This window comes from Bacillus altitudinis, assembly GCF_001191605.1.
GTDB classification, from domain to species: domain Bacteria; phylum Bacillota; class Bacilli; order Bacillales; family Bacillaceae; genus Bacillus; species Bacillus altitudinis.
This window is the reverse complement of record NZ_CP009108.1, coordinates 2,190,439-2,210,236: the sequence shown is the minus strand read 5'-3', so window position 1 is coordinate 2,210,236 and position 19,798 is coordinate 2,190,439. Positions and strand designations below refer to the sequence as shown.

Below are 19,798 nucleotides of genomic sequence, written 5' to 3'. Positions count from 1 at the left end.
GATGATAAAGGAAGGAAAGGAAGATGAGAAAATCATGAGAAAATGATTAGTTTTCGTACGTAATGCCTTCAATATCTCCTGTATAGGCATTCACTAACACCTCTGCCTCTCTTCCATCCGGCAAATCGAGCTCTACCTCAAACACGAGCATTCCGCTAAAAGTTTCAAGATCTGCATCATCCACTGTGCCGCCCACTTCTTTTACGGCAATCTGAATGGCTTCTTCTACCGTTATTTTTGTCAGCTTCTTTTCTTTAGAGGTTGGCTTTTTCTTTTCTGCTTCAATCACCTTGAACGTGTCTTTCTCAACATCCACTTGATACAGTTCTTTTTTTGATTGAATCGTAAAGATAAAGCGATCCGATTTTTCTTTCTTTTGAATCACGGTACCCTTCACTTTTTTCACTGCCACTTCTTCTGCTTGGAGTTCGGCATTTTTCTCATTTGGTTTTTGATAGCTCTTTAACTGTTTCATCTCTTTCATTTGACCGCTTGAGGAAGATGCAATGATTTGATAGATGCCATTTGAATTTTCAAGCGTCAATGTATAGTCCTGTTTATGGTTGATCAGATCAATATTTGTGATGTTTCCATTGTAGTCTTTTGCGATGATTTTTTTTATGTCTGCTTCGCTTAATATTTTTTTGTCAATGGTTTGAATCATGAGCATTGCAAAAGCCACAAGAATGAAAAGACATCCTGCGAGCGCAAGCAGCATTTTCAGTTTTCTAGACATGCAGCGCCTCCTTCCTATTTCCTATTTTATAAGGAGGAAATGAGAAATTGATGAGAAAAGACCTACTTATTTCTGAAAAAGAATGGTCATCACGGTTCCTTCACCGATACGGCTGTCTACCTTTAGCTCAGCCCCATGCTCTTCAGCAATTTGCTTCGCAATTGACAGACCAAGTCCAGTCCCGCCCGTCTCACTGTTTCTCGCTTCATCCACACGGAAAAAGCGGTCAAAGATTTTCGGCAGATCCTCTTCTTTTATGCCAATTCCTTTGTCAACAACCGAAATAAACGGTTTCTCTCCTGCTCGTCCGCAGTTCACATCAACTGGCTCTGCACTATATTTAACCGCATTATCAATCAAGATGGTCAAAAGCTGTTTGATCTTCTCTTCGTCCCCTTCAGCAATCACAGGCTGATCTGTTTGTATATGAGTAAGGATGGTTCGATTGGTTGCCACTTCAAGTGTATGGCCGACTTGGCTACACAATTGACCAAGATCAACCGGCTTCATGTCCAAGTAAAGCGGCTGCCCATTTTTCGCCAGTGTGAGTAGTTGATCTGTCAGCCTTTTCATTTTTTTCGCCTCATCATGAATGGCTTGAGAGGATTCTTCTACGACCTCTGGCCGGCTTTGCCCCCAGCGTTTTAGTAAATTGCTGTAGCTCATGATGACGGTAATGGGTGTTTTCAATTCATGAGAAGCATCGTGTAAAAATTGCTGCTCTTTCTCATAATGTTTCTCGAGAATTTCGGCCATTTCATTAAAGGTTTGACCCATTTGATACAGTTCATCCTTTGAATCGCCTGTTAATTCAATTCGTTTAAATGCCTTTTCTCTCATACTTGCTTTCATCGTATTGGTCATTCGACTAATTGGGCGGACAATTTGTTTTGTTAAAATGTGGCCTGCAAAATAAGAAAGCACAATAAACAAAACGCCAGTAGCGATTAAAATCATTTTTAATAACGCCAAGTTCTCTTCTGTATTTTCAATTTCTTCATATACTTGCAGCGACACAATGTCCCCATTTGTCCAAATGACAGGGATAGCCGCAAACGCAATCATCTGCTTATTGTATTCTTGAATTTCTACTGTCTGACCAGATTCGTATGTAAAAGGAAGTGAGCTAAACGTAGATTCCTTCGTGATGGTCAGCTTTGATTCGCCTTTCTCTGTGACGACACGGATCATACCATTTTGAGGCAGATACGCTTTCAGAAGCTCTGAAGATGGAAGGCCCTCTTCCTCTGACTTCTTTAGTGCAATCGCAATATTTTCAGCTACTTCCGACAGTCTGGACATATCTTTTTGCGTCAAGGTCATTGAAAAAATAAAATAAATCGCTGTATGAAACAGCAGCACCATTAAAAACAAGGACAACGATGTATAAAGCTGGATCTTATTTTTTAATCTCATGCTTTATCCTTTCATCACATAACCCACACCTCTCACTGTGTGAATCAATTGTTTTTCAAACGGGTAATCGATTTTTTTCCTTAAATAGCGAATATAGACATCAACCACGTTCGTGTCACCAAAATAATCAAAACCCCAGACAGCTGTTAAAAGCTGATCTCTTGTGAGCACTTGCTGCTGATGTTTCAATAAATGAACAAGCAGGTCATATTCTCTCGGTGTCAGCTCAAGCGTCTGACCGCCTCTTTGAATTTCTCTTGTTTTCTCATTCACCGTTAAATCTGCAATACTTAGCTCAATGTCCTTTTCCTCTTGCGCATTGTGATTGAACCTCAGCTGTGCACGAATTCGCGCTAATAATTCTTCTATGTCAAAGGGTTTTGTAATATAATCGTTTGCCCCAAGATCAAGACCACTGACCTTATCGGGAACACTTCCTCTTGCGGTAATCAAAATGATCGGTGTTGCCGTATTTGTCTTTCGAACCCTTCTAAGCACTTCAAGTCCGCTTAATTCTGGAAGCATGACATCTAGAAGCACTAAATCAAAACTCTCCTCCTCGAGCGCATGGAGTCCTTTCATCCCTGTATCTTGGACTGTGACCTCATATCCTTCATATTCAAGTTCTAATGACAGCACTCTTGCAATTTTCTTTTCATCTTCGACCACGAGTATCTTCCCTTTGTTCATCTCTATCTCTCCTATCTAAAAGGCAAGCTTGTCTTTCCATTATTATATGTTGCCTTTCTCCATTGGAACAGTCACAATCTTCATATCTTATTTTTCATGAATGAGGAATTGTTATGTAATATGGTTGATTTTTATTTTCAGCTGATCCTTTCACATTACACAAATCAACAAAAAAAGCCTCTTTTCTGAGGCTGGTTAGGCTGGTCCCTTACTTCTTTTTAGGTTGACTGACAAAAAGCTCATCTACAGTCGTATTCAAAACAGAGGCGATGTCAAAGGCTAATTGTAAAGTAGGGTCGTACTTATCGTTTTCAATGGCATTGATGGTTTGTCTCGAGACCTTACACCGTTTAGCAAGTTCTTCTTGGGATAATTTAATGGATTTCCTTAGTTCTCTTATATGATTTTCCAATTTAATCACCATATTTTTTTCTGTATATGAGTAATGTAACTAAATAAATGACCGAAATCACAGTTAGGAACATGATGGGAGAAATCCCAAACCCCTTATCAGAATTGTTCCCTTGGGTCGTTAAAAATATGGACTGTGCGACTTCTAATAAAAGCATACCAATGACCACCATAAATGCATACGATTGCGCTTTTGAGTAGATAAATCTCTTTCTTTCATCACCCTTTTGAATCATAGGCGCAATAAAAATGAACAGTCCGATCACTAATAAGATGACTGAATACACAACTTTTACAACATCCAACGGTTAGTCCCCTCCCAATCAAAATGTCAAATACTTTTTACATTTCAATCATATCATCCGCTTAAAAAATGTCAAATACTTTTTACATTCTATATTCTTTCGATCATTATAATGAAAAAACAATCATCTGCACATGGCATGTACCTTTTTCTTTTCTGTCATCCTCTATCTCTTTATATGATTGTTTTTTCGATCTGCCTTTTTTAGTTCTTTTCACCCATTTTCATCTGTACAGGTGCAAGCTCACTATGCAGCATTTCATTCTTTTTCATATGATACTAAGAGTTTTCTTCAAAAGGTGACTTCTTTCGGCAAGATATGAGGAGAACTGCACAATAAATAATTATTTGATTATTTGAAAAATTATTACAATTGACCCTTTCCGATCAAACATTTGTTTTATACAATAACATTACGCAACCTGAATCTACTTTGAAAACAAAATAAGGAGGGCTTTCTTATGAAAGGTGAAATTCGCTTAATTCCGTATGAAGTAAAAGCCAATGTGATGGAAGCGAAAGAGACGCCGGAAAGTATTCAGGAGATTAAAGCACCCGAACTTTGGTCAAGTGGCTTCAAAGGAAAAGGCATAACCATTGCTGTCCTTGATACAGGTTGCGACACGGAGCATCCCGATTTAAAAGATCAGATTATCGGAGGAAAAAACTTTACCGATGATGACAATGGAGATGCTGAGAATGTAAAAGACTACAACGGGCATGGTACCCATGTATCAGGAACGATTGCAGCAACGGATCAAAATGGCGGCATTTTAGGTGTTGCACCTGAAGCCAAGCTGTTGATCGTAAAAGTTCTTGGAGGGAAAAATGGCAGCGGGAAATACGAATGGATTATCAATGGCATTAACTATGCGGTTGAGCAGAAGGTTGATATCATTTCCATGTCTCTCGGTGGGCCAAGCAATGAACCAGCACTGCAAAAGGCCATCCAACATGCGGTAAGCAGCGGTGTGCTTGTTGTCTGCGCAGCAGGAAATGAAGGTGACGGAGACGAGCGTACTGAAGAGTTCTCCTACCCAGCTGCATACAATGAGGTCATTGCCGTCGGCTCTGTCTCTCTTGCAAGAGAATCCTCTGAATTCTCCAATGCGAATAAAGAAATCGACCTCGTCGCTCCAGGTGAAGACATTTTATCCACTCTCCCTAACCATAAATACGGAAGACTAACAGGCACTTCCATGGCTGCCCCTCATGTGAGCGGTGCACTCGCCATTATTAAAAATGCCGAAGAAGAAGCGTTCCAGCGTAAGCTGACAGAACCTGAGGTATATGCTCAGCTCGTACGGAGAACCCTTCCGCTAAAACAATCAAAAACCCTTGTAGGAAACGGGTTTTTATATTTAACTGCACCAGATGTGCTTCTTGAGAAAACATTGGAAGCAGAACTTTTGTCTCTATAGGTACATGTTAGGTCCTGAGAAAAGATAGAATTTTCTCAGGATTTTTTTAATTAAAATTATTCAAAATTTACTTTGACGAAATGAAGTGAACGTTATATAATCGAACACAATAAATTCATAGTTTGAGAGTCGGTAATTCGATCACACGTCGAATTTTAATTGGGAAGACCGGTGAAAATCCGGCGCGGTCCCGCCACTGTAAGTGAGGAGAGCTTTTCGTTAATCATCCACTGTCGTAAAGATGGGAAGGATGAAAAGCTTGCAGATTCACGAGCCAGGATACCAGCCGCTCTATCACATCAAACCCCCTACGGTTGATAGGAGATGTCGGAAAAGCGTTCGTCATTGATACTTACGCCTTCTTTCGCACACACATTTTGTCTTTTTAAACCAGACATTTGCCCTCATCAATCTTGACCATGAGTGTAAGTGTCTTTTTATATTTAGAGGAGGAATTGGAATTGACAATTGTTAAAACAAGTAATCTAGGTTTCCCGCGAATTGGTTTAAACAGAGAATGGAAAAAAGCACTTGAGTCTTATTGGAAAGGTCAAACTGACCGAGAAACCCTCTTAAGCACACTCGATGAACAATTTTTAGCCGCTATTAAAACTCAAATTGATCAACAAATTGACGTTGTTCCTTCTGGCGACTTCACCTTCTATGATCATGTGCTGGATACTGCCGTTATGTTCAATTGGATTCCAGAGCGCTTCCGCAGCTTGAAAGACCCGCTAGATACATACTTTGCGATAGCAAGAGGAACAAAAGATGCTGTCTCAAGTGAAATGACAAAATGGTTTAATACAAACTATCACTACATCGTTCCAGAATATGAAAAAAGCACAGAATTCAAACTCACACATAACAAACCGCTTGAAGCATACGAAAAGGTGAAAAAAGCGTTTGGTGTTGAAACAAAACCTGTCGTTCTCGGTCTTTATACATTTGTTTCTCTTTCTAAAGGCTATGAAGCCAATGAAGTGAAAGAGATTCAGCAACGCCTAGTGCCGCTTTATACTCAGTTGTTAAAAGAGCTTGAAGAAGCCGGTGTAAAATGGGTTCAAATTGATGAGCCTGCTTTAGTCACAGCTTCAAGTGAAGAGGTGAAAGCAGTAAAAGCCATCTATCAAACGATTAAAGAAGCTGTACCTGCCTTAAACGTTCTCCTTCAAACATACTTTGACTCAGTAGATGCCTATGAAGAGCTTGTGACGTATCCTGTTGAAGCCATCGGTCTTGATTTTGTCCATGATCAAGGACGAAACCTTGAACAATTGAAAAAACACGGCTTCCCAAAAGATAAAATTTTAGCAGCCGGTATCATCGACGGCAGAAATATTTGGAGATCAGATCTAGGAGAAAGATTATCGTTTATTTCTGAAGTGATTGCTGACGTGCAGCCAAAAGAAGTATGGCTGCAGCCTTCAAGCAGCCTGCTACATGTCCCAGTTGCAAAACATCCAAGCGAACAGCTTGAAGAAAAACTATTAAACGGACTTTCTTATGCCACTGAAAAACTGGCTGAATTAACGCTATTAAAAGAAGGCTTATCAAAAGGAGCGGCTGCCATTGATGCAGACATCCATGCAGCAAATGAAGCACTTCTGACGTTAAAAGAATTCGCGAAAGGAACGAATGCGGACCTGACAGCAGAACGCAATAATCTTTCATCAAAAGATTTTAAACGTCCAGTTGCTTTTGAAGAACGACTACGCATTCAAAATGAATCTCTTGAACTGCCGCTTCTTCCAACCACAACAATCGGAAGCTTCCCTCAGTCAGCTGAGGTGCGCAGTGCTCGTCAAAAATGGCGCAAAAATGAGTGGACAGATGCAGAGTATGATGAATTTATTAAAAAAGAAACAAAAAGATGGATTGATATTCAAGAAGAGATTGGCCTAGATGTACTCGTTCATGGAGAATTTGAACGTACAGACATGGTTGAATACTTCGGTGAAAAACTCGCTGGATTTGCCTTTACAAAATTCGCTTGGGTTCAATCTTATGGATCACGCTGCGTGAAGCCGCCGATCATTTATGGAGATGTAGAATTTACAGAGCCAATGACAGTGAAAGAGACGGTTTACGCTCAAAGCTTAACAGAGAAAAAAGTCAAAGGAATGCTGACAGGGCCTGTCACGATCTTAAACTGGTCTTTCCCAAGAACAGATATCTCTCGTAAAGACATTGCCTTCCAAATCGCTTTTGCTTTACGCAAAGAGGTAGAAGCGTTAGAAGCAGCGGGTATTCAAGTGATTCAAGTGGATGAACCTGCGCTAAGAGAAGGTCTTCCTTTAAAAGAGAGTGATTGGGCAGCATACTTAAACTGGGCAGCAGAGTCATTCCGTCTATCGACATCGTCTGTTCAAAATGAAACGCAAATTCATACACATATGTGCTACAGCAACTTCGAGGATATTGTTGATACGATTGAAGACCTTGATGCAGACGTGATTACGATTGAACATTCACGCAGTCATGGCGGGTTCCTCGATTATTTAGAAAAACACCCGTATTTGAAAGGTCTTGGACTTGGGGTATATGACATCCACAGCCCGCGCGTTCCATCTGTTGAAGAAATGAGTAAAATCATTGATGATGCACTGAACGTATGTCCGACAGATCGCTTCTGGGTCAACCCTGACTGTGGACTGAAAACAAGACAAGAGCCTGAAACCATTGCTGCTTTGAAAAACATGGTGACAGCTGCTGAAGTCGCTCGTAAAAAGCTAGCGCAGCACGCATAATGGACTCACTCTTCCCCTGCTGAACATTTGGCAGGGGTTTTTTATGCGTAAATTGTCCTGTTCGATCTCCTCCTACAATGATTCCTTTTCTATCATGATTCGTTTATACTAGAGAAGTCAGTCGAACAAAGGGAGGAAGACAATGAATCACGAAGCTTTTTTACAACGCGCAATTGATCTTGCAGTAGAAGGAGTAAATAGTGGCACAGGCGGCCCTTTTGGAGCGGTCATTGTCAAAGACGGTCAGATTATTGCAGAGGGAAGCAACAATGTCACAACGAGTAATGATCCAACTGCACATGCAGAAGTGACAGCTATTCGAAAGGCGTGCCAAACACTACATACATATCAATTAGAAGACTGTATTTTGTATACAAGCTGTGAGCCTTGTCCAATGTGTCTTGGTGCTATCTATTGGGCTAGACCAAAGGCCGTATATTTTGCCGCTGGACACAAGGATGCAGCGACTTCTGGTTTTGATGACTCCTTTATTTATGAAGAAATCAACAAAGAATACGAATCAAGAAACATTCCATTTTACCAGCTGACCCTTCAAAAAACCCATGCTCCATTTGAAGCATGGGACACATACGACAAAAAGAAAGAATATTAAAAAAAGACACCTGCTCCACAGCAGGTGTCAGTGAGAAAGGGCTAAATTTTAGCCCTTTTTTCTTTTCATGATTCCGCCACTTCAAGCTCTACTTCGATGTTTCCTCTTGTTGCTTTTGAATATGGACAGAATTCATGTGCAGCCTCAACAAGCTCTTTCGCTTTGTCATGGTCAAGCCCTTTAGCGGAAACAATCAGCTTCACGCCAAGTTTAAAACCGCCATCACTTTCATCTTTTAATAGACTAACATGTCCTTCTACTTCTGATTCAATTTCGACACCTTGCTTCTTAGCGACTTGTTCAAGCGCCCCTCCGAAGCAGGCCGCATAACCCGCTGCAAATAATTGTTCAGGATTCGTACCAGTTTCTCCATCTTTCTTTGCGTTTGGCATCACAATGTTGTGGTCAAGCACACCATCATCAGAACGAACATGTCCTGCTCTTCCGTGCTGTGCTTTTACTTTTGCAGTAAATAATGGTTTCATCTTGATCTCCTCCTTCTTCTACTTATACCTTTCACGTTCTATTCGTTGCTCAAACATTTATGGCACATTGAAGAATTTTTCATTTTTAGTCTGTATTTATTTTAAAAAGGAAGAAAATCTTATACAATGATAAGTATGACAAAAAATAGTTGGTGACAGATATGACAAATGAATTTGAACATATGAAGCTGGAAAATCAGCTTTGTTTCTTGTTATATGCAAGTTCAAGAGAAATGACAAAGCAGTATAAACCATTATTAGAAGAGTTAAATATCACATACCCGCAATATTTGGCACTGCTTTTGTTATGGGAGCATGGGACATTAAATGTGAAAACAATGGGAGAGCTTTTATATTTAGACTCCGGTACACTCACACCTATGCTAAAACGAATGGAACAAAATGGACTCATCATCCGTGAACGTTCGAAAGAGGATGAGCGTTCGGTCCAAATTCGTTTAACAGAATACGGAGAAGCTTTACAAGAGAAGGCCACTTCGATTCCATTTCAAATGCTGTCTGGAACAGGCAGATCAGAAGAAGAGCTGAAAACACTTCGCGCTTCTTTACATGAGCTTTTGCAAAAATTAACACAATCAAAAGGCTGAGGGAATATTCCCTCAGCCTTTTTTTGATGTCTATTATTGAGCGACAGCTACTAATTCTACTTCAATGTTTCCTTGCGTTGCTTTTGAGTATGGGCAAACGCCGTGTGCTTTATGAACAAGTTCATCAAGTGCAGATTGCTCAATTCCAGTTCCTTTTACTTCTAATTTGACACCTAGTTTGAAACCGCCGTCTGAACTGTCTTTGATTAAGCTTACATGTGCCGTTACTTCACTTTCAAAACGGATACGCTCTTGTCTTGCGACCATTTGAAGAGCTGAATCAAAACATGCAGAATAGCCCGCTGCGAATAATTGCTCTGGATTCGTTGCTTTCTCAAGCTTTTTCGCTCTTGGCGTTCCTGGCATTGCTACATCATGCTCTAGTACGCCATCTGTTGACACAACCTTACCTTCTCTTCCTCCTACAGCTGATACCGTTGCAGTAAATAAAACTTCTGACATGAATATAACCCTCTTTCGCTCTATTAATATTTTCTACAATTGAATTGTACACAATTTAAATTCAAGAGTCAATGAAAAACACTCACTTTCATCTTTCCTCCATTTTTTATTTTTATGAATGTGCAACCTCCGATGATTGAAGCGGTCAATAAAAAAAGCCCTTTAAAAAGGGCTTTTTAGATCGTGATATGTTGCGGATTCGGTTTTTCTAGCGTATGGTTTCTGTTATCGGGGTCGGCATTAGGTGATGTGATCCATAATGCCAAGATCGTGATGCTTGTACAGACGACTGCCCATTTTTTAAAATTCATATAAACAATCCCCTCTCTGAATATAGATACGAGCATGTTCCGCTTCCCCATAGAACATGGAAGATTTTTCATAATCCTCCATTTCATTATAATACTTTGCGGTGTCTAAAGCCAGCTCTTCTATATCTGGATATGCATAGGAAGATTCTAAAAAATGGAAAATTCGTTTAATATGCTCTGCATCTTGTCGTAAGTACAATGCTTCTAAAAAAATGGTCTTCTGAATATGAATGTCATCCTGCAGAGCTTCTGCTCGTTTCATACATTCTTCTCTGTAATATAATGCTTCATTGTTTTTACCTTGTTTGTATAAGATCTGAGCGGCTGTATAAAGAGGGTCTATCGATCGACGAAGATGATCAGATTGATTTTGATCAAATAATGAGATGGATTCTTTCATTAAGTCGAGTGCGCGGTTCAAGTCTCCCATTCTGTAATAGCTGTTGCCCATATTAAACAAAGAAGAAGCAATAAAACGCACATTCTGAAAGTCTCTTGATCTTGCAAGTGCTCTTTCGAGATGTGGCAATGCCTTTTCATGCCTTCTCATATCATCATAATTACCGGCTACAATAAATTCACACTGAATGGTACGAAGCCCATATAGTTCGTGCTGAATATAGACATCCAGCGCTAGTTTGGCATGGTGCATCGAAATGTGTGTTTGTTTCATGTGATAATATATTTCTGACATTTTAAAATGAAATTCTGCACGTTCAATATCGTCGGATACAAAAGAAAGCTTGTGCTCTGCCTTTTGATAGGACGATATGGCAGCAATGTACTCTCTCCGGCCGAACTCATACATGCCTCTGAAGAAATGATAGTAATATTCAAGCATGCCTGTGACATGCGTTTGATGCTCATCTATTTCTTTCGAAAGCTCGGAAAAGTTGGCGCGAAGCTTTCCTTCCTTTAATGGCTTTAAATAATCGAGCATGACCTCATGCCTGAATTCCATTAAAGAAAAATAGAGAAGCAAATTCTGATCTTCTTCCATTGAATCAAGAGAGGTGCGAATTTCCTGCTTTAACTGTTCTGCTTGTTCTGAATCAAATCTGCGGATTAATTCATACCACTTGTTGATTTTCACTCCAATATCCGAAGAGGGAATGATTTTCGCCATACGTTGCCTTCTCCAATCTTCTCAAAATATAAAACATTACCATATTTTATCATACTTGACCGAAGAAATACAAAAATGAAAGGAAAAAGAGAGCCTTGTGCGATAAGACTCTCTTTTTGAATCGGTTATTCTCTTATTTGTCCTTGCCCACGAATGACAAATTTTTCAGAGGTTAGGGCTGGCAGACCCATTGGTCCTCTAGCATGCAATTTTTGTGTGCTAATACCGATTTCCGCTCCGTAGCCAAATTCAAAGCCATCTGTAAACCGGGTAGATGCATTATGATACACAGCGGCAGCATCAACGGCTGTTAAGAAAAGTGCCGCATGCTGGTCGTTTTCCGTAATGATCGCTTCAGAATGCTTAGAGCTATACATTTGAATATGCTGTATCGCCTCTTCCATGGTCTTGACGGTTTTAATACTGACAATCGGCGCTAAAAATTCCGTTTCAAAATCAGTGGCCTTAGCTAATGTGGCACTCGGTGCAAGTGCACATACTGCTTCATCGCCCCGTATCTCTACACCATGTGTCTGAAGTGCTTCAAAGAGCGAAGCACCATGTTCTTTTGCCCATGTTTCATGAATGACAATGCTCTCAATGGCATTACAAACAGATGGTCTTTGTGTTTTCGCATTCAGAACAATTTGTTCAGCCATTTCTTTTTGGGCTGTTTCATCAATGTAAATATGACAATTCCCTGCACCCGTCTCAAGTACTGGAACAGTAGACTCTCTCACAACAAGATCAATTAAATGTTTCCCGCCACGTGGAATCAGGACATCTAGATAGTCATTTAAAGTGAACAGGGTTTTAGCTGTCTCACGGCCTGTATCTTCAATCAATTGTACACTGTCTACTGGAATATCCGTTGGTTGCAGCGCTTCGTGAATGACTTTCACAATCGCTTTATTACTATGAATGGCCGATGAACTTCCTCGAAGAATCACAGCATTTCCAGTTTTCAAGCAAAGAGTGGCCGCATCGACTGTCACGTTTGGTCTTGCTTCGTAAATCATCCCAACCGTTCCAAGAGGCACACGTACTTTTTCAATGAAAAGCCCGTTTTCTTTTTGAATGGTCTCTAATGTTTCACCAATTGGGTCTTTGAGCTGAATGAGTTGATGCGTAGCGTCTGCAATCGCTTCAATTCTCTCTTCTGTTAATGTAATTCTGTCGATCACAGATGGCGTGAACTCTTTGTCTATAGCCGCCTGAACATCTTTTTGGTTCTCGGCAATTAAATACGCTGAAGATGCTTTTAATGCTTTTGCAATAGCGTCTAATGCAGCATTCTTTTGTTCAGTTGTTTTTAATAGCAGCTGATCTTTGGCTGCGCTTGCCTTTTTTGCTTTTTCTAGAACTTCATTCATCGTTTTCCCTCCTCAGTTTTGTACGTGCTGAACCCAGTGATCTCGGTGAATGACTTCAGGTTTTTCATGAGAAAGCTCATGACTTCGCATCCCTTTAATGCCAAGAAGCTCATCTGAATCATACAATGTTTGCCCTTTACCGACTAACCCGTTTGGACCAACAACTTCGACGACCTCTCCTTTAGAAAATTCACCAGCTACATCAATGACACCAGCTGGAAGAAGACTTCTTCCATTATGCAAAATCGCCGCCTCTGCTCCCGCATCAATCATGATCTTCCCAGAGACTGGTGAGTGGAATTGAATCCATTGGCGACGGTTATTGACTGATGATAAGTCTTGTTCACCAATATATGTGCCGTCCCCTTGACCAGCGAGAATGTGAAGAAGCTTGTCTTCTCCTGCACCTGTGCCAATGAAGACTTTAACGCCAAGGGAGAGAGCTGTTTGTGCAGCTGAAAGCTTAGATTTCATCCCGCCTGTTCCAACCTTTGAACCCGTACTCTTCGCATATGAGAACAATTCATCTGAAATGTGAGTCAGCACATCAAACCGCTTCGCATCAGGATTCTCACTTGGATTGGCATCATAAATTCCGTTGATATCTGTTAAAATGATCAATTGGTCTGCATGAATTAAGCCACTCACCAGTGCTGATAACATGTCATTATCACCAAAGGTAAGCTCCTCGATGGACACAGAATCATTTTCATTAATGATCGGTAAAATTTTTCTTTCGAGCAGCTCCATCATCGTTGCGTAAGCATTTCGATATCTTGTACGATCTGAAAAGTCATTACGTGTTAAAAGCATTTGTGCAGGCGTCATCTGAAACTGTGAAAATAGTTCTGTATATTTCTGCATTAACAAGCCTTGACCAACAGCAGCAGCAGCCTGCTTCCCTTTTAAGGTCACAGGTCTTGACGGATATCCTAAACTGCCAAATCCCGCCGCAACGGCACCTGACGAAATGAGAATGATTTCATGTCCTGCCTCTTTTAGCTTTGCAATGGCTTTGACATGATCCTGCATTTTTTGTTCATCAATGGCTCCCTTTTGCTCTGTTAATGAACTGCTACCAATTTTTATGACGATCCTTTGCTTTTTCATCATTGATTCCCTCCGCTATACCTTTCACCACATAAAAAATCCCTTTTTCTCCTTATGTAAAGGACGAAAAAGGGATTTTCCGTGGTACCACCTTCATTGAATAAGCATACGTCTGCTTATTCCACTCAACTCCTGTAACGCCAGGCATGCGCTTAGATTTTTCCTCTAAGGCTCAAAGGGTAGGTTCAGCAGCTGTCTGCGGCAAATGTTTCAGCGTGTCATTTGCTCTCTTTACACAGCAGGTCCTGCTTACTATTCCTTCTCAACGCTCGTTAATTTTTTTATATTATCACCAATTGCTTCAGAAAAGTCAAGCGGTCAATTAAACACAATCGTTTTATTCTCATGGACAATGATTCGATCTTCTAGATGCCATTTGACAGCACGGGCAAGCACACTGCGCTCAATCGTGCGGCCAATATTTTTTAATGCCTCTGCATCATCTCTATGATCTACCCGCTCAATATCCTGTTCAATGATTGGCCCTTCGTCTAAATCATTGGTGACATAATGGGAAGTTGCGCCAATCAGTTTAACCCCTCGCTCATATGCACGCTTGTATGGGTTAGCCCCTATAAAAGCCGGCAAGAAGGAATGATGAATATTGATGATTTTGTTCGGATGCTGTTCAATAAAGGCTGGCGTTAAAATTTGCATGTATCTCGCAAGCACAACCGCATCAATATCATACTCTTCTAATAATGCAAGTTGCTGTTTTTCTGCATCTTGGCGAATGTCTTTATTTGCTTTCACGAAGTGGAATGGAATGCCGAGTGCTTCGACTGTATCTTTTGCCGTTTCATGATTGCTGATAACAACCGCTATTTCAGCCATTAAATTACCGCTTTGCCATTCCCATAAAAGTTCATGTAAACAATGAAGCTCTTTGGACACAAAGATCGCCAGCTTTTTCAGATCACTTGCACGCGACATGCTCCACGTCATATGAAATGATTGCGCAATTGGCTCAAAACTGCTTTTCAATTGATCTAAGTTGGCAGAAATGTCTTTCCAATCAAATTCAATTCTTAAAAAGAACCGGCCGCTCTCATGATCTGTTGTGTATTGACTAGATTCAATGATGTTTGCTCCATGTTCAAATAAAAAAGTAGAAACAGCTGACACAATACCAGGCTGATCCGGGCAACTGACTAAAAGCCTGCCTTTTTGTTCATGCTTTTGTCTGTGTAATTCAAGTTTCTCTGTAATCAATGTTCTCATGTCTTATGACCTCATTTACATTTTTCATTCTAATGAAATATTATACTGGACTGGAAACAGAAAAAGCAATTAAGCGTCGTATTTTTTATTGAATATTCATTCAATTCTGCACCTGGCGTGATATAATATGAATAGACCTTTTATCACAAAAGGAGTGATGGAGATGAAAAACATGACTTTGTTTGGTAAAGTGAGCTTTTGGCTCGGCATCGTATGTCTCATCACGGGCATTTATCTATTTATGACCGGAGAAAGACTCATTCCTTTACTTACATTTGGTGTGTGTTTTCTGCTTGTGAGTCAACTTTACCGCAAAAATGAAAACGATTCCAATCATCATTCGATGTAGCAAAAAGGCTGGCATATGATTGCCAGCCTTTTCTTATTCAATGATTTTTAACCCGACCGCTGCTGATAAAATCAGTGCGATAAATAAAATACGTTTTGCGTCTTTCGACTCACCATAAAACAGCATCCCAACAATCGCTCCTCCAGCTGCTCCGATTCCTGTCCAAATCGCATACGCCGTTCCCATCGGAATTGTATTCATCGCAAGAGACAGCATCAGAAAGGAAAGCGAAAATCCAGCTGCTATGAAGAAAATCCATTTGACATGGCGATCTTTCTGGAATTGATTCATCATGGTGACACAAAGCATTTCTAAGATGCCTGCCCCAATGAGTAAAAGCCAGCTCACGATTCAGCCTCCCCTTTCTTTTCACCTGTGGTCAATTTGAGTCCTAATACACCGCTTAAAAGGACCATGATCAAAAGTAATTTTACTAGCTGTACCGGCTCACCCATGACCATTCCTACTATGACCGTACCGGCTGTTCCAAGTCCGGTGAAAACGGCGTAAAGTGTGCCAACTGGAAGTACCGTCGTGGCTTTCAGGAGTAAATAAAAGCTGACGACAATACAAACGATGGTTGCACTCCATTCCAATATAGAGCCAGCATATTTCAACCCCATTACCCAGCCGACTTCAAATACGGCTGCAATCAAAACATTTCCCCATTTCATTCGATCTCTTCCTTTCTTACCGATTCCAAGCAATAAAAAAAGCCCGGAAATCGATCGTTTGATCAAATCTCCCGGGCTTTTATCCCTCCGTGTCCATACGGCCCATTCTTAGAGGACCCTATGTGTTTTCTCTCGGTCCAGACTGCGCTGCCCGCACGGAACCCTAGAAAACCAATTCATGATAAGCAGATCTAGCGTAAAGCCGATTCTGTATAAAAAAGTGTATCACACCCTGATATGCCGGTCTACCACTTTGCTTTTCCCCTTCAAATATACTTGTTCATTTTTCGAAAGAAAGTGGATGAAAGCGAAGTATACTAAATGTTAGAAAGAGGAACGACCACATCACTGATATAATAAAACAAGAGGTGGATCAAATGATGATGACCGACGAACAAAAACACGAATTTTATCAAGCACTTGTTGATAAGAATCCGCAATATGACGGCACGTTCTTTGCAGGTATTAAAACAACCGGCATCTTCTGTCATGCCACATGTACTGCTAGAAAACCAAAATATGAAAACTGCGAGTTTTTCTTTACAGCAGAGGAGGCGCTGCTTGCAGGGTATCGGCCGTGTAAGCGATGCACGCCTTTAACATATCCTAACAGCATTCCAGAAGAAGTCAAAACACTTGTATCAGCAGTTGAAGAGAGTCCTGAGAAACGATGGAAAGAAGAAGATTTTCGCCAATTAGGGATTCACTCTGCAACAGCTCGGAGAAAATTTAAAGAAATCTATGGAATGACCTTTGTTCAATATGCTAGATCACGCCGAATGGGACTAGCGTTTAAAGAGATTCTAAACGGAAAAAAAGTCATTGATCAGCAAGTCACCTTCGGTTACGAGTCTTCCAGTGCCTTCAATGATGCCTTTACGAAAATCATGGGAAATCCACCCAAAAAGGCGCAAGTCAATATTTTGCATGCGAATTTTATTTCCACTCCGATTGGGCGGATGATGAGCATTTCAGATGCAACCCATGTGTATTTGCTTGAATTTATGGAAAGGCGAGGATTAGAAAGAGAAATTGAGAACATCAGAAAAAAACATCATGCCCGTATTTTAGTTGGAGAAACAAACGTCCATCAGCAATTAGCAAAGGAATTGGCCTTATATTTTGAAAAGAAACTCACGCAGTTTACTGTGCCACTTGCTATACATGGCACCCCTTTTCAAAAAAGGGTATGGGATCTTCTCTTACAGATTCCACCAGGCGAAACGAGATCGTATCGAGATCTTGCCATCATGCTTGGCGATCCCCATTTGGTTCGGGCAGTTGGAAATGCAAATGGTGCCAATCAGTTGGCCATCATCATTCCTTGTCACCGAGTCATTCAAACAAGCGGTGAACTTGGCGGATATGGCGGGGGAATCGAACGAAAGAAATATTTACTTCAGTTAGAACAAAAGAAAAAGCGGCTCTCCTTATGATTCAAGCGAGCCGCTTTTTCCATCACGAGTAACACTGTAAACATCAATCATTTGATCCCATTTTGAAATGGTTTTTTCTTTTTTCATTCCCATTTTCATTGCGACCTTGACTGACGCTTCATTGTCAGGACGAATTAAGCTGACCATTCGCCTCACCTTCATTTCGTCAAAACCATACGCAAGACAGCCTTTTGCAGCCTCAACAGCATATCCTTTTCCCCATGCCGATCTCTTTAGCATATAACCAATTTCAAGCTCTGTTTGTCCTTCGACGTTTTGGAGAACAATTCCGCTTTGTCCAAGTGGTTCTTTCGTTTCTTTTTCTTCAATGATCCACAGGGATGTATGATACGTGCGGTCATTCTTTTGATTCCAAGCAATCCACTCTTTTGTCTGCTTTTCATCCTTTAGTGAAGGATAATACTTCATGACCTCTTCATCTTGGAACAGCTTTTCATATAAAAAAGGCGCATCGTCTTCATCCATTGTTCTCAGTCTGAGGCGCTCTGTTTCAAACACGATCCGTGTTTGATGTGTCATTTGTTATCCCCCCTGCTTACTTGCTAAAAATATCTCCGAACAACCCATTTGAATCTGGGGCAAAGTAATGGAACCCCGCACCCGTTAAACTAGCAGCTAATGCGGTCCACATGATTAAACTGACCGTCATCCACACAGTGACTTGTTTTCTTTTCGTACCGAAGCTCATACACATAAAAGCCGCTAAATGACTGCCAATAATAAAAGGACCGATAAGTGCCAAACCAGGGAGACCGTACCGTTCCCAAACCTTTCTGGCTTTCAGCTGTTTTTTCTCTCCTTTTTCATCATGTTTCTCCTCTTTCCTCTTCAGCCACCACGCTTTAAATCGGTCCACGAAGACGATGAGTAGCAAGACGGTAAGAAAGTTGCCGACGAATCCAATAACTGCCGTTGTCACAGGATGCAGACCACTTAAAATCCCCAGCGGAACGACACCAACCACTTCAAAGAAAGGTAAAGCAGCCAATATAAAAACGAGTACATACCCCCATACAATATCCAATCACAGAACCCCTTTTCATTTTTGTCCTCTTCTCATTGTAAAGAAAAATGTGATCCCATATCTACATTTTTTTAGAAAAAGAAAAGCACATCGCAAGTGATGTGCTCTATCTACATTAAATGTTCATTTTTCTTGTTTGTTTTCTGTAAAAAAGCGATTGTGAGCAAGACTAAAATCACAATGGATACCAGACTTGTGAAAAGAAGCATGAGAGGTGATGTCCATCCAAGCCATTCGAATAGGAGTTGCGGTCCAAAGAAGATCAACGGAATGAGCGACATCATATTCGCCTTTAATATAGCATTCAATAAGACAATACACAGCAGCAACAGAACAATGACGCCCCATCTTTGGCTCGAGGTCAGCACAAGTAAAGGAGTACCAAGTTTTTGGTCCAATAATTTCACTGTGATCAAGGCTGTCATCTGAAAAACACCTAATATCCAAAAGTAAAAGAATGCCCTCTTGCTTGTTTGAAAGGCAGAAGCTCTAAACATCACAATGGTCATGACCACATTGGCCACTATGATGAGCGGATAACCAATGAGTGCATACCAAGAATACGATAAACTTTGACTGATGGCATCTGCTAACATCATGTAAAAAAGAGATCCAATTAAAAAAGCACTGACAAACGGAACCCAGTCTTTATGATTTCTAGAGAGCTCTTTCGCTAGCTCGTCAGCAAAGCCCCGTGGATCTCCGCCAAATACATCTTCCCCTGTTTTCCCATCTTTCTCAGCTTCGACAGCGTGTGTCGTTAATTCATCCATCACTTCGTCGATCTCGTCCTGATTTTTCCCTTTTGATATGAGATAGAGTTGCAGCTCTAATAAGATGTGTCTCGTTTCTTTTGTTACCATCTTCTCACTTCCCTTTATGTAATAATCGCTCTACATTCCCTGACAGCTCATTCCATCGCATGGTAAAATCCGTCAGCGCTTCTTCACCTCTTTGTGTGAGCGTATAGTATTTCCTTTTCGGCCCACTCGCCGATGCTTTTGTGGACGTACTGACCAGCTGTTCTTTTTGCATGCGCAGCAAGATCGGATAAATACTGCCTTCACTAATTTGATCAAACCCATAGTGAGCAAGCTTCTTTGTCATTTCATAGCCATAAATTTCACCTTCAGAAATAATCGACAGCAGGCATCCCTCTAAAATTCCTTTTAGCATTTGTGTTGATTGTGTCATCATCGATCCTCCGCTTTCAGTACCTTGCATGACAAGATAGTTTGATCTTACCACACACTATCT

At 40.7% G+C, this 19,798-nt stretch carries 24 protein-coding genes, 2 riboswitches and 1 other annotated feature; of the genes, 6 read left to right on the top strand and 18 right to left on the bottom strand.

The window, feature by feature from the left end:
* Positions 1-46: 46 nt before the first annotated feature.
* The 5 genes from ID12_RS11115 to ID12_RS11095 form a co-directional block, all read right to left on the bottom strand.
* Complete coding sequence (locus ID12_RS11115) at positions 47-736, bottom strand: PepSY domain-containing protein (RefSeq protein WP_050827202.1); 690 nt, start codon at positions 734-736, stop codon at positions 47-49.
* Between the two features lie 66 nt (positions 737-802).
* Positions 803-2,152 (bottom strand): sensor histidine kinase, encoded by a 1,350-nt coding sequence (locus ID12_RS11110; RefSeq protein ID WP_050827201.1) that lies wholly within the window; start codon positions 2,150-2,152, stop codon positions 803-805.
* A gap of 3 nt (positions 2,153-2,155) precedes the next feature.
* Positions 2,156-2,842, bottom strand: coding sequence for a response regulator transcription factor (locus ID12_RS11105; RefSeq protein ID WP_050827200.1), 687 nt, complete (start codon positions 2,840-2,842; stop codon positions 2,156-2,158).
* 208 nt (positions 2,843-3,050) lie between these two features.
* Positions 3,051-3,254 carry a helix-turn-helix transcriptional regulator gene (locus tag ID12_RS11100; protein ID WP_172673023.1) on the bottom strand — a complete coding sequence of 68 codons (204 nt, stop codon included), beginning with the start codon at positions 3,252-3,254 and terminating at the stop codon, positions 3,051-3,053.
* A 1-nt stretch (position 3,255) separates the two neighbouring features.
* Positions 3,256-3,558: a hypothetical protein gene (locus ID12_RS11095; RefSeq protein ID WP_035700497.1), complete on the bottom strand. Its 303-nt coding sequence runs from the start codon at positions 3,556-3,558 to the stop codon at positions 3,256-3,258.
* Positions 3,559-4,018: 460 nt separating this feature from the next.
* On the opposite strand from ID12_RS11095, the gene ID12_RS11090 reads away from it, so the two are divergent.
* The 3 genes from ID12_RS11090 to guaD all read left to right on the top strand — a co-directional run bounded on the left by ID12_RS11090 (position 4,019) and on the right by guaD (position 8,341).
* A complete protein-coding gene (locus ID12_RS11090; protein ID WP_050827199.1) occupies positions 4,019-4,978 on the top strand; it encodes a S8 family peptidase in 960 nt (319 codons plus the stop codon).
* Between the two features lie 112 nt (positions 4,979-5,090).
* Positions 5,091-5,283, top strand: a riboswitch (cobalamin riboswitch).
* 156 nt (positions 5,284-5,439) lie between these two features.
* Positions 5,440-7,728 (top strand): 5-methyltetrahydropteroyltriglutamate--homocysteine S-methyltransferase, encoded by a 2,289-nt coding sequence (gene metE, locus ID12_RS11085; protein ID WP_050827198.1) that lies wholly within the window; start codon positions 5,440-5,442, stop codon positions 7,726-7,728.
* Positions 7,729-7,870: 142 nt separating this feature from the next.
* Positions 7,871-8,341, top strand: coding sequence for a guanine deaminase (gene guaD, locus ID12_RS11080; RefSeq protein ID WP_050827197.1), 471 nt, complete (start codon positions 7,871-7,873; stop codon positions 8,339-8,341).
* A gap of 65 nt (positions 8,342-8,406) precedes the next feature.
* Here the strand turns inward: guaD and ID12_RS11075 are convergent, their stop codons facing one another.
* Positions 8,407-8,826, bottom strand: a complete 420-nt coding sequence (locus ID12_RS11075) for an organic hydroperoxide resistance protein OhrB (protein WP_008346186.1) — start codon at positions 8,824-8,826, stop codon at positions 8,407-8,409.
* Positions 8,827-8,987: 161 nt separating this feature from the next.
* On the opposite strand from ID12_RS11075, the gene ID12_RS11070 reads away from it, so the two are divergent.
* Complete coding sequence (locus tag ID12_RS11070) at positions 8,988-9,434, top strand: MarR family winged helix-turn-helix transcriptional regulator (RefSeq protein ID WP_008346188.1); 447 nt, start codon at positions 8,988-8,990, stop codon at positions 9,432-9,434.
* 33 nt (positions 9,435-9,467) lie between these two features.
* Here ID12_RS11070 and ID12_RS11065 read toward each other — a convergent pair whose 3' ends face one another.
* From ID12_RS11065 to purU, 6 genes are all read right to left on the bottom strand, one after another.
* The gene (locus ID12_RS11065) at positions 9,468-9,896 is read right to left on the bottom strand and encodes an organic hydroperoxide resistance protein (RefSeq protein WP_007498801.1); all 429 of its coding nucleotides are present in this window, start codon (positions 9,894-9,896) and stop codon (positions 9,468-9,470) included.
* 176 nt (positions 9,897-10,072) lie between these two features.
* Positions 10,073-10,207 carry a hypothetical protein gene (locus ID12_RS11060; protein WP_008346190.1) on the bottom strand — a complete coding sequence of 45 codons (135 nt, stop codon included), beginning with the start codon at positions 10,205-10,207 and terminating at the stop codon, positions 10,073-10,075.
* Positions 10,197-11,333 (bottom strand): response regulator aspartate phosphatase, encoded by a 1,137-nt coding sequence (locus ID12_RS11055; RefSeq protein WP_050827196.1) that lies wholly within the window; start codon positions 11,331-11,333, stop codon positions 10,197-10,199. The genes ID12_RS11060 and ID12_RS11055 overlap by 11 nt, the downstream gene beginning before the upstream one ends.
* A 125-nt stretch (positions 11,334-11,458) precedes the next feature.
* Complete coding sequence (locus tag ID12_RS11050) at positions 11,459-12,706, bottom strand: glutamate-5-semialdehyde dehydrogenase (RefSeq protein WP_048002072.1); 1,248 nt, start codon at positions 12,704-12,706, stop codon at positions 11,459-11,461.
* Between the two features lie 12 nt (positions 12,707-12,718).
* On the bottom strand, positions 12,719-13,816 hold the full coding sequence (gene proB / locus ID12_RS11045) for a glutamate 5-kinase (RefSeq protein WP_048002076.1): 1,098 nt from the start codon (positions 13,814-13,816) through the stop codon (positions 12,719-12,721).
* Between the two features lie 56 nt (positions 13,817-13,872).
* Positions 13,873-14,091 (bottom strand) — a binding site (T-box leader).
* A 43-nt stretch (positions 14,092-14,134) separates the two neighbouring features.
* Positions 14,135-15,037, bottom strand: coding sequence for a formyltetrahydrofolate deformylase (gene purU, locus ID12_RS11040; protein ID WP_007498809.1), 903 nt, complete (start codon positions 15,035-15,037; stop codon positions 14,135-14,137).
* A 163-nt stretch (positions 15,038-15,200) separates the two neighbouring features.
* Here purU and ID12_RS11035 point away from each other — a divergent pair, with 163 nt between their 5' ends.
* Positions 15,201-15,386: a hypothetical protein gene (locus ID12_RS11035; protein WP_017359125.1), complete on the top strand. Its 186-nt coding sequence runs from the start codon at positions 15,201-15,203 to the stop codon at positions 15,384-15,386.
* 33 nt (positions 15,387-15,419) lie between these two features.
* Here the strand turns inward: ID12_RS11035 and ID12_RS11030 are convergent, their stop codons facing one another.
* The gene (locus tag ID12_RS11030) at positions 15,420-15,734 is read right to left on the bottom strand and encodes a DMT family transporter (RefSeq protein ID WP_017359126.1); all 315 of its coding nucleotides are present in this window, start codon (positions 15,732-15,734) and stop codon (positions 15,420-15,422) included.
* Positions 15,731-16,060, bottom strand: a complete 330-nt coding sequence (locus ID12_RS11025) for a DMT family transporter (protein ID WP_024719620.1) — start codon at positions 16,058-16,060, stop codon at positions 15,731-15,733. The genes ID12_RS11030 and ID12_RS11025 overlap by 4 nt, the downstream gene beginning before the upstream one ends.
* A 66-nt stretch (positions 16,061-16,126) precedes the next feature.
* Positions 16,127-16,238, bottom strand: a riboswitch (guanidine-I (ykkC/yxkD leader).
* A gap of 199 nt (positions 16,239-16,437) precedes the next feature.
* Between ID12_RS11025 and ID12_RS11020 the strand changes: the two genes are divergently transcribed.
* Positions 16,438-17,496 (top strand): bifunctional transcriptional activator/DNA repair enzyme AdaA, encoded by a 1,059-nt coding sequence (locus tag ID12_RS11020; protein ID WP_050827195.1) that lies wholly within the window; start codon positions 16,438-16,440, stop codon positions 17,494-17,496.
* Here ID12_RS11020 and ID12_RS11015 read toward each other — a convergent pair.
* The 4 genes from ID12_RS11015 to ID12_RS11000 form a co-directional block, all read right to left on the bottom strand.
* Positions 17,491-18,036, bottom strand: coding sequence for a GNAT family N-acetyltransferase (locus ID12_RS11015; protein WP_035700479.1), 546 nt, complete (start codon positions 18,034-18,036; stop codon positions 17,491-17,493). The two genes, ID12_RS11020 and ID12_RS11015, sit on opposite strands and share 6 nt — an antisense overlap.
* 16 nt (positions 18,037-18,052) lie before the next feature.
* Positions 18,053-18,541, bottom strand: coding sequence for a small multi-drug export protein (locus ID12_RS11010; RefSeq protein WP_007498817.1), 489 nt, complete (start codon positions 18,539-18,541; stop codon positions 18,053-18,055).
* Positions 18,542-18,651: 110 nt separating this feature from the next.
* Positions 18,652-19,404 (bottom strand): HAAS domain-containing protein, encoded by a 753-nt coding sequence (locus tag ID12_RS11005; RefSeq protein ID WP_050827194.1) that lies wholly within the window; start codon positions 19,402-19,404, stop codon positions 18,652-18,654.
* A gap of 4 nt (positions 19,405-19,408) precedes the next feature.
* Positions 19,409-19,735: a PadR family transcriptional regulator gene (locus tag ID12_RS11000; RefSeq protein WP_019743451.1), complete on the bottom strand. Its 327-nt coding sequence runs from the start codon at positions 19,733-19,735 to the stop codon at positions 19,409-19,411.
* Positions 19,736-19,798 lie beyond the last annotated feature (63 nt).

Bases quoted from the DNA above. Each gene is read 5' to 3' on its own strand.
- ID12_RS11025 (WP_024719620.1), bottom strand. From the start codon at position 16,060: ATGAAATGGGGAAATGTTTTGATTGCAGCCGTATTTGAAGTCGGCTGG.
- ID12_RS11060 (WP_008346190.1), bottom strand. From the start codon at position 10,207: ATGAATTTTAAAAAATGGGCAGTCGTCTGTACAAGCATCACGATCTTG.
- guaD (WP_050827197.1), top strand. From the start codon at position 7,871: ATGAATCACGAAGCTTTTTTACAACGCGCAATTGATCTTGCAGTAGAA.
- ID12_RS11050 (WP_048002072.1), bottom strand. From the start codon at position 12,706: ATGAATGAAGTTCTAGAAAAAGCAAAAAAGGCAAGCGCAGCCAAAGAT.
- ID12_RS11105 (WP_050827200.1), bottom strand. From the start codon at position 2,842: ATGAACAAAGGGAAGATACTCGTGGTCGAAGATGAAAAGAAAATTGCA.
- ID12_RS11005 (WP_050827194.1), bottom strand. From the start codon at position 19,404: ATGGTAACAAAAGAAACGAGACACATCTTATTAGAGCTGCAACTCTAT.
- ID12_RS11020 (WP_050827195.1), top strand. From the start codon at position 16,438: ATGATGATGACCGACGAACAAAAACACGAATTTTATCAAGCACTTGTT.
- ID12_RS11000 (WP_019743451.1), bottom strand. From the start codon at position 19,735: ATGACACAATCAACACAAATGCTAAAAGGAATTTTAGAGGGATGCCTG.
- ID12_RS11110 (WP_050827201.1), bottom strand. From the start codon at position 2,152: ATGAGATTAAAAAATAAGATCCAGCTTTATACATCGTTGTCCTTGTTT.
- ID12_RS11115 (WP_050827202.1), bottom strand. From the start codon at position 736: ATGTCTAGAAAACTGAAAATGCTGCTTGCGCTCGCAGGATGTCTTTTC.
- ID12_RS11015 (WP_035700479.1), bottom strand. From the start codon at position 18,036: ATGACACATCAAACACGGATCGTGTTTGAAACAGAGCGCCTCAGACTG.
- ID12_RS11070 (WP_008346188.1), top strand. From the start codon at position 8,988: ATGACAAATGAATTTGAACATATGAAGCTGGAAAATCAGCTTTGTTTC.
- purU (WP_007498809.1), bottom strand. From the start codon at position 15,037: ATGAGAACATTGATTACAGAGAAACTTGAATTACACAGACAAAAGCAT.
- ID12_RS11075 (WP_008346186.1), bottom strand. From the start codon at position 8,826: ATGAAACCATTATTTACTGCAAAAGTAAAAGCACAGCACGGAAGAGCA.
- ID12_RS11035 (WP_017359125.1), top strand. From the start codon at position 15,201: ATGAAAAACATGACTTTGTTTGGTAAAGTGAGCTTTTGGCTCGGCATC.
- ID12_RS11055 (WP_050827196.1), bottom strand. From the start codon at position 11,333: ATGGCGAAAATCATTCCCTCTTCGGATATTGGAGTGAAAATCAACAAG.
- proB (WP_048002076.1), bottom strand. From the start codon at position 13,816: ATGAAAAAGCAAAGGATCGTCATAAAAATTGGTAGCAGTTCATTAACA.
- ID12_RS11090 (WP_050827199.1), top strand. From the start codon at position 4,019: ATGAAAGGTGAAATTCGCTTAATTCCGTATGAAGTAAAAGCCAATGTG.
- ID12_RS11065 (WP_007498801.1), bottom strand. From the start codon at position 9,896: ATGTCAGAAGTTTTATTTACTGCAACGGTATCAGCTGTAGGAGGAAGA.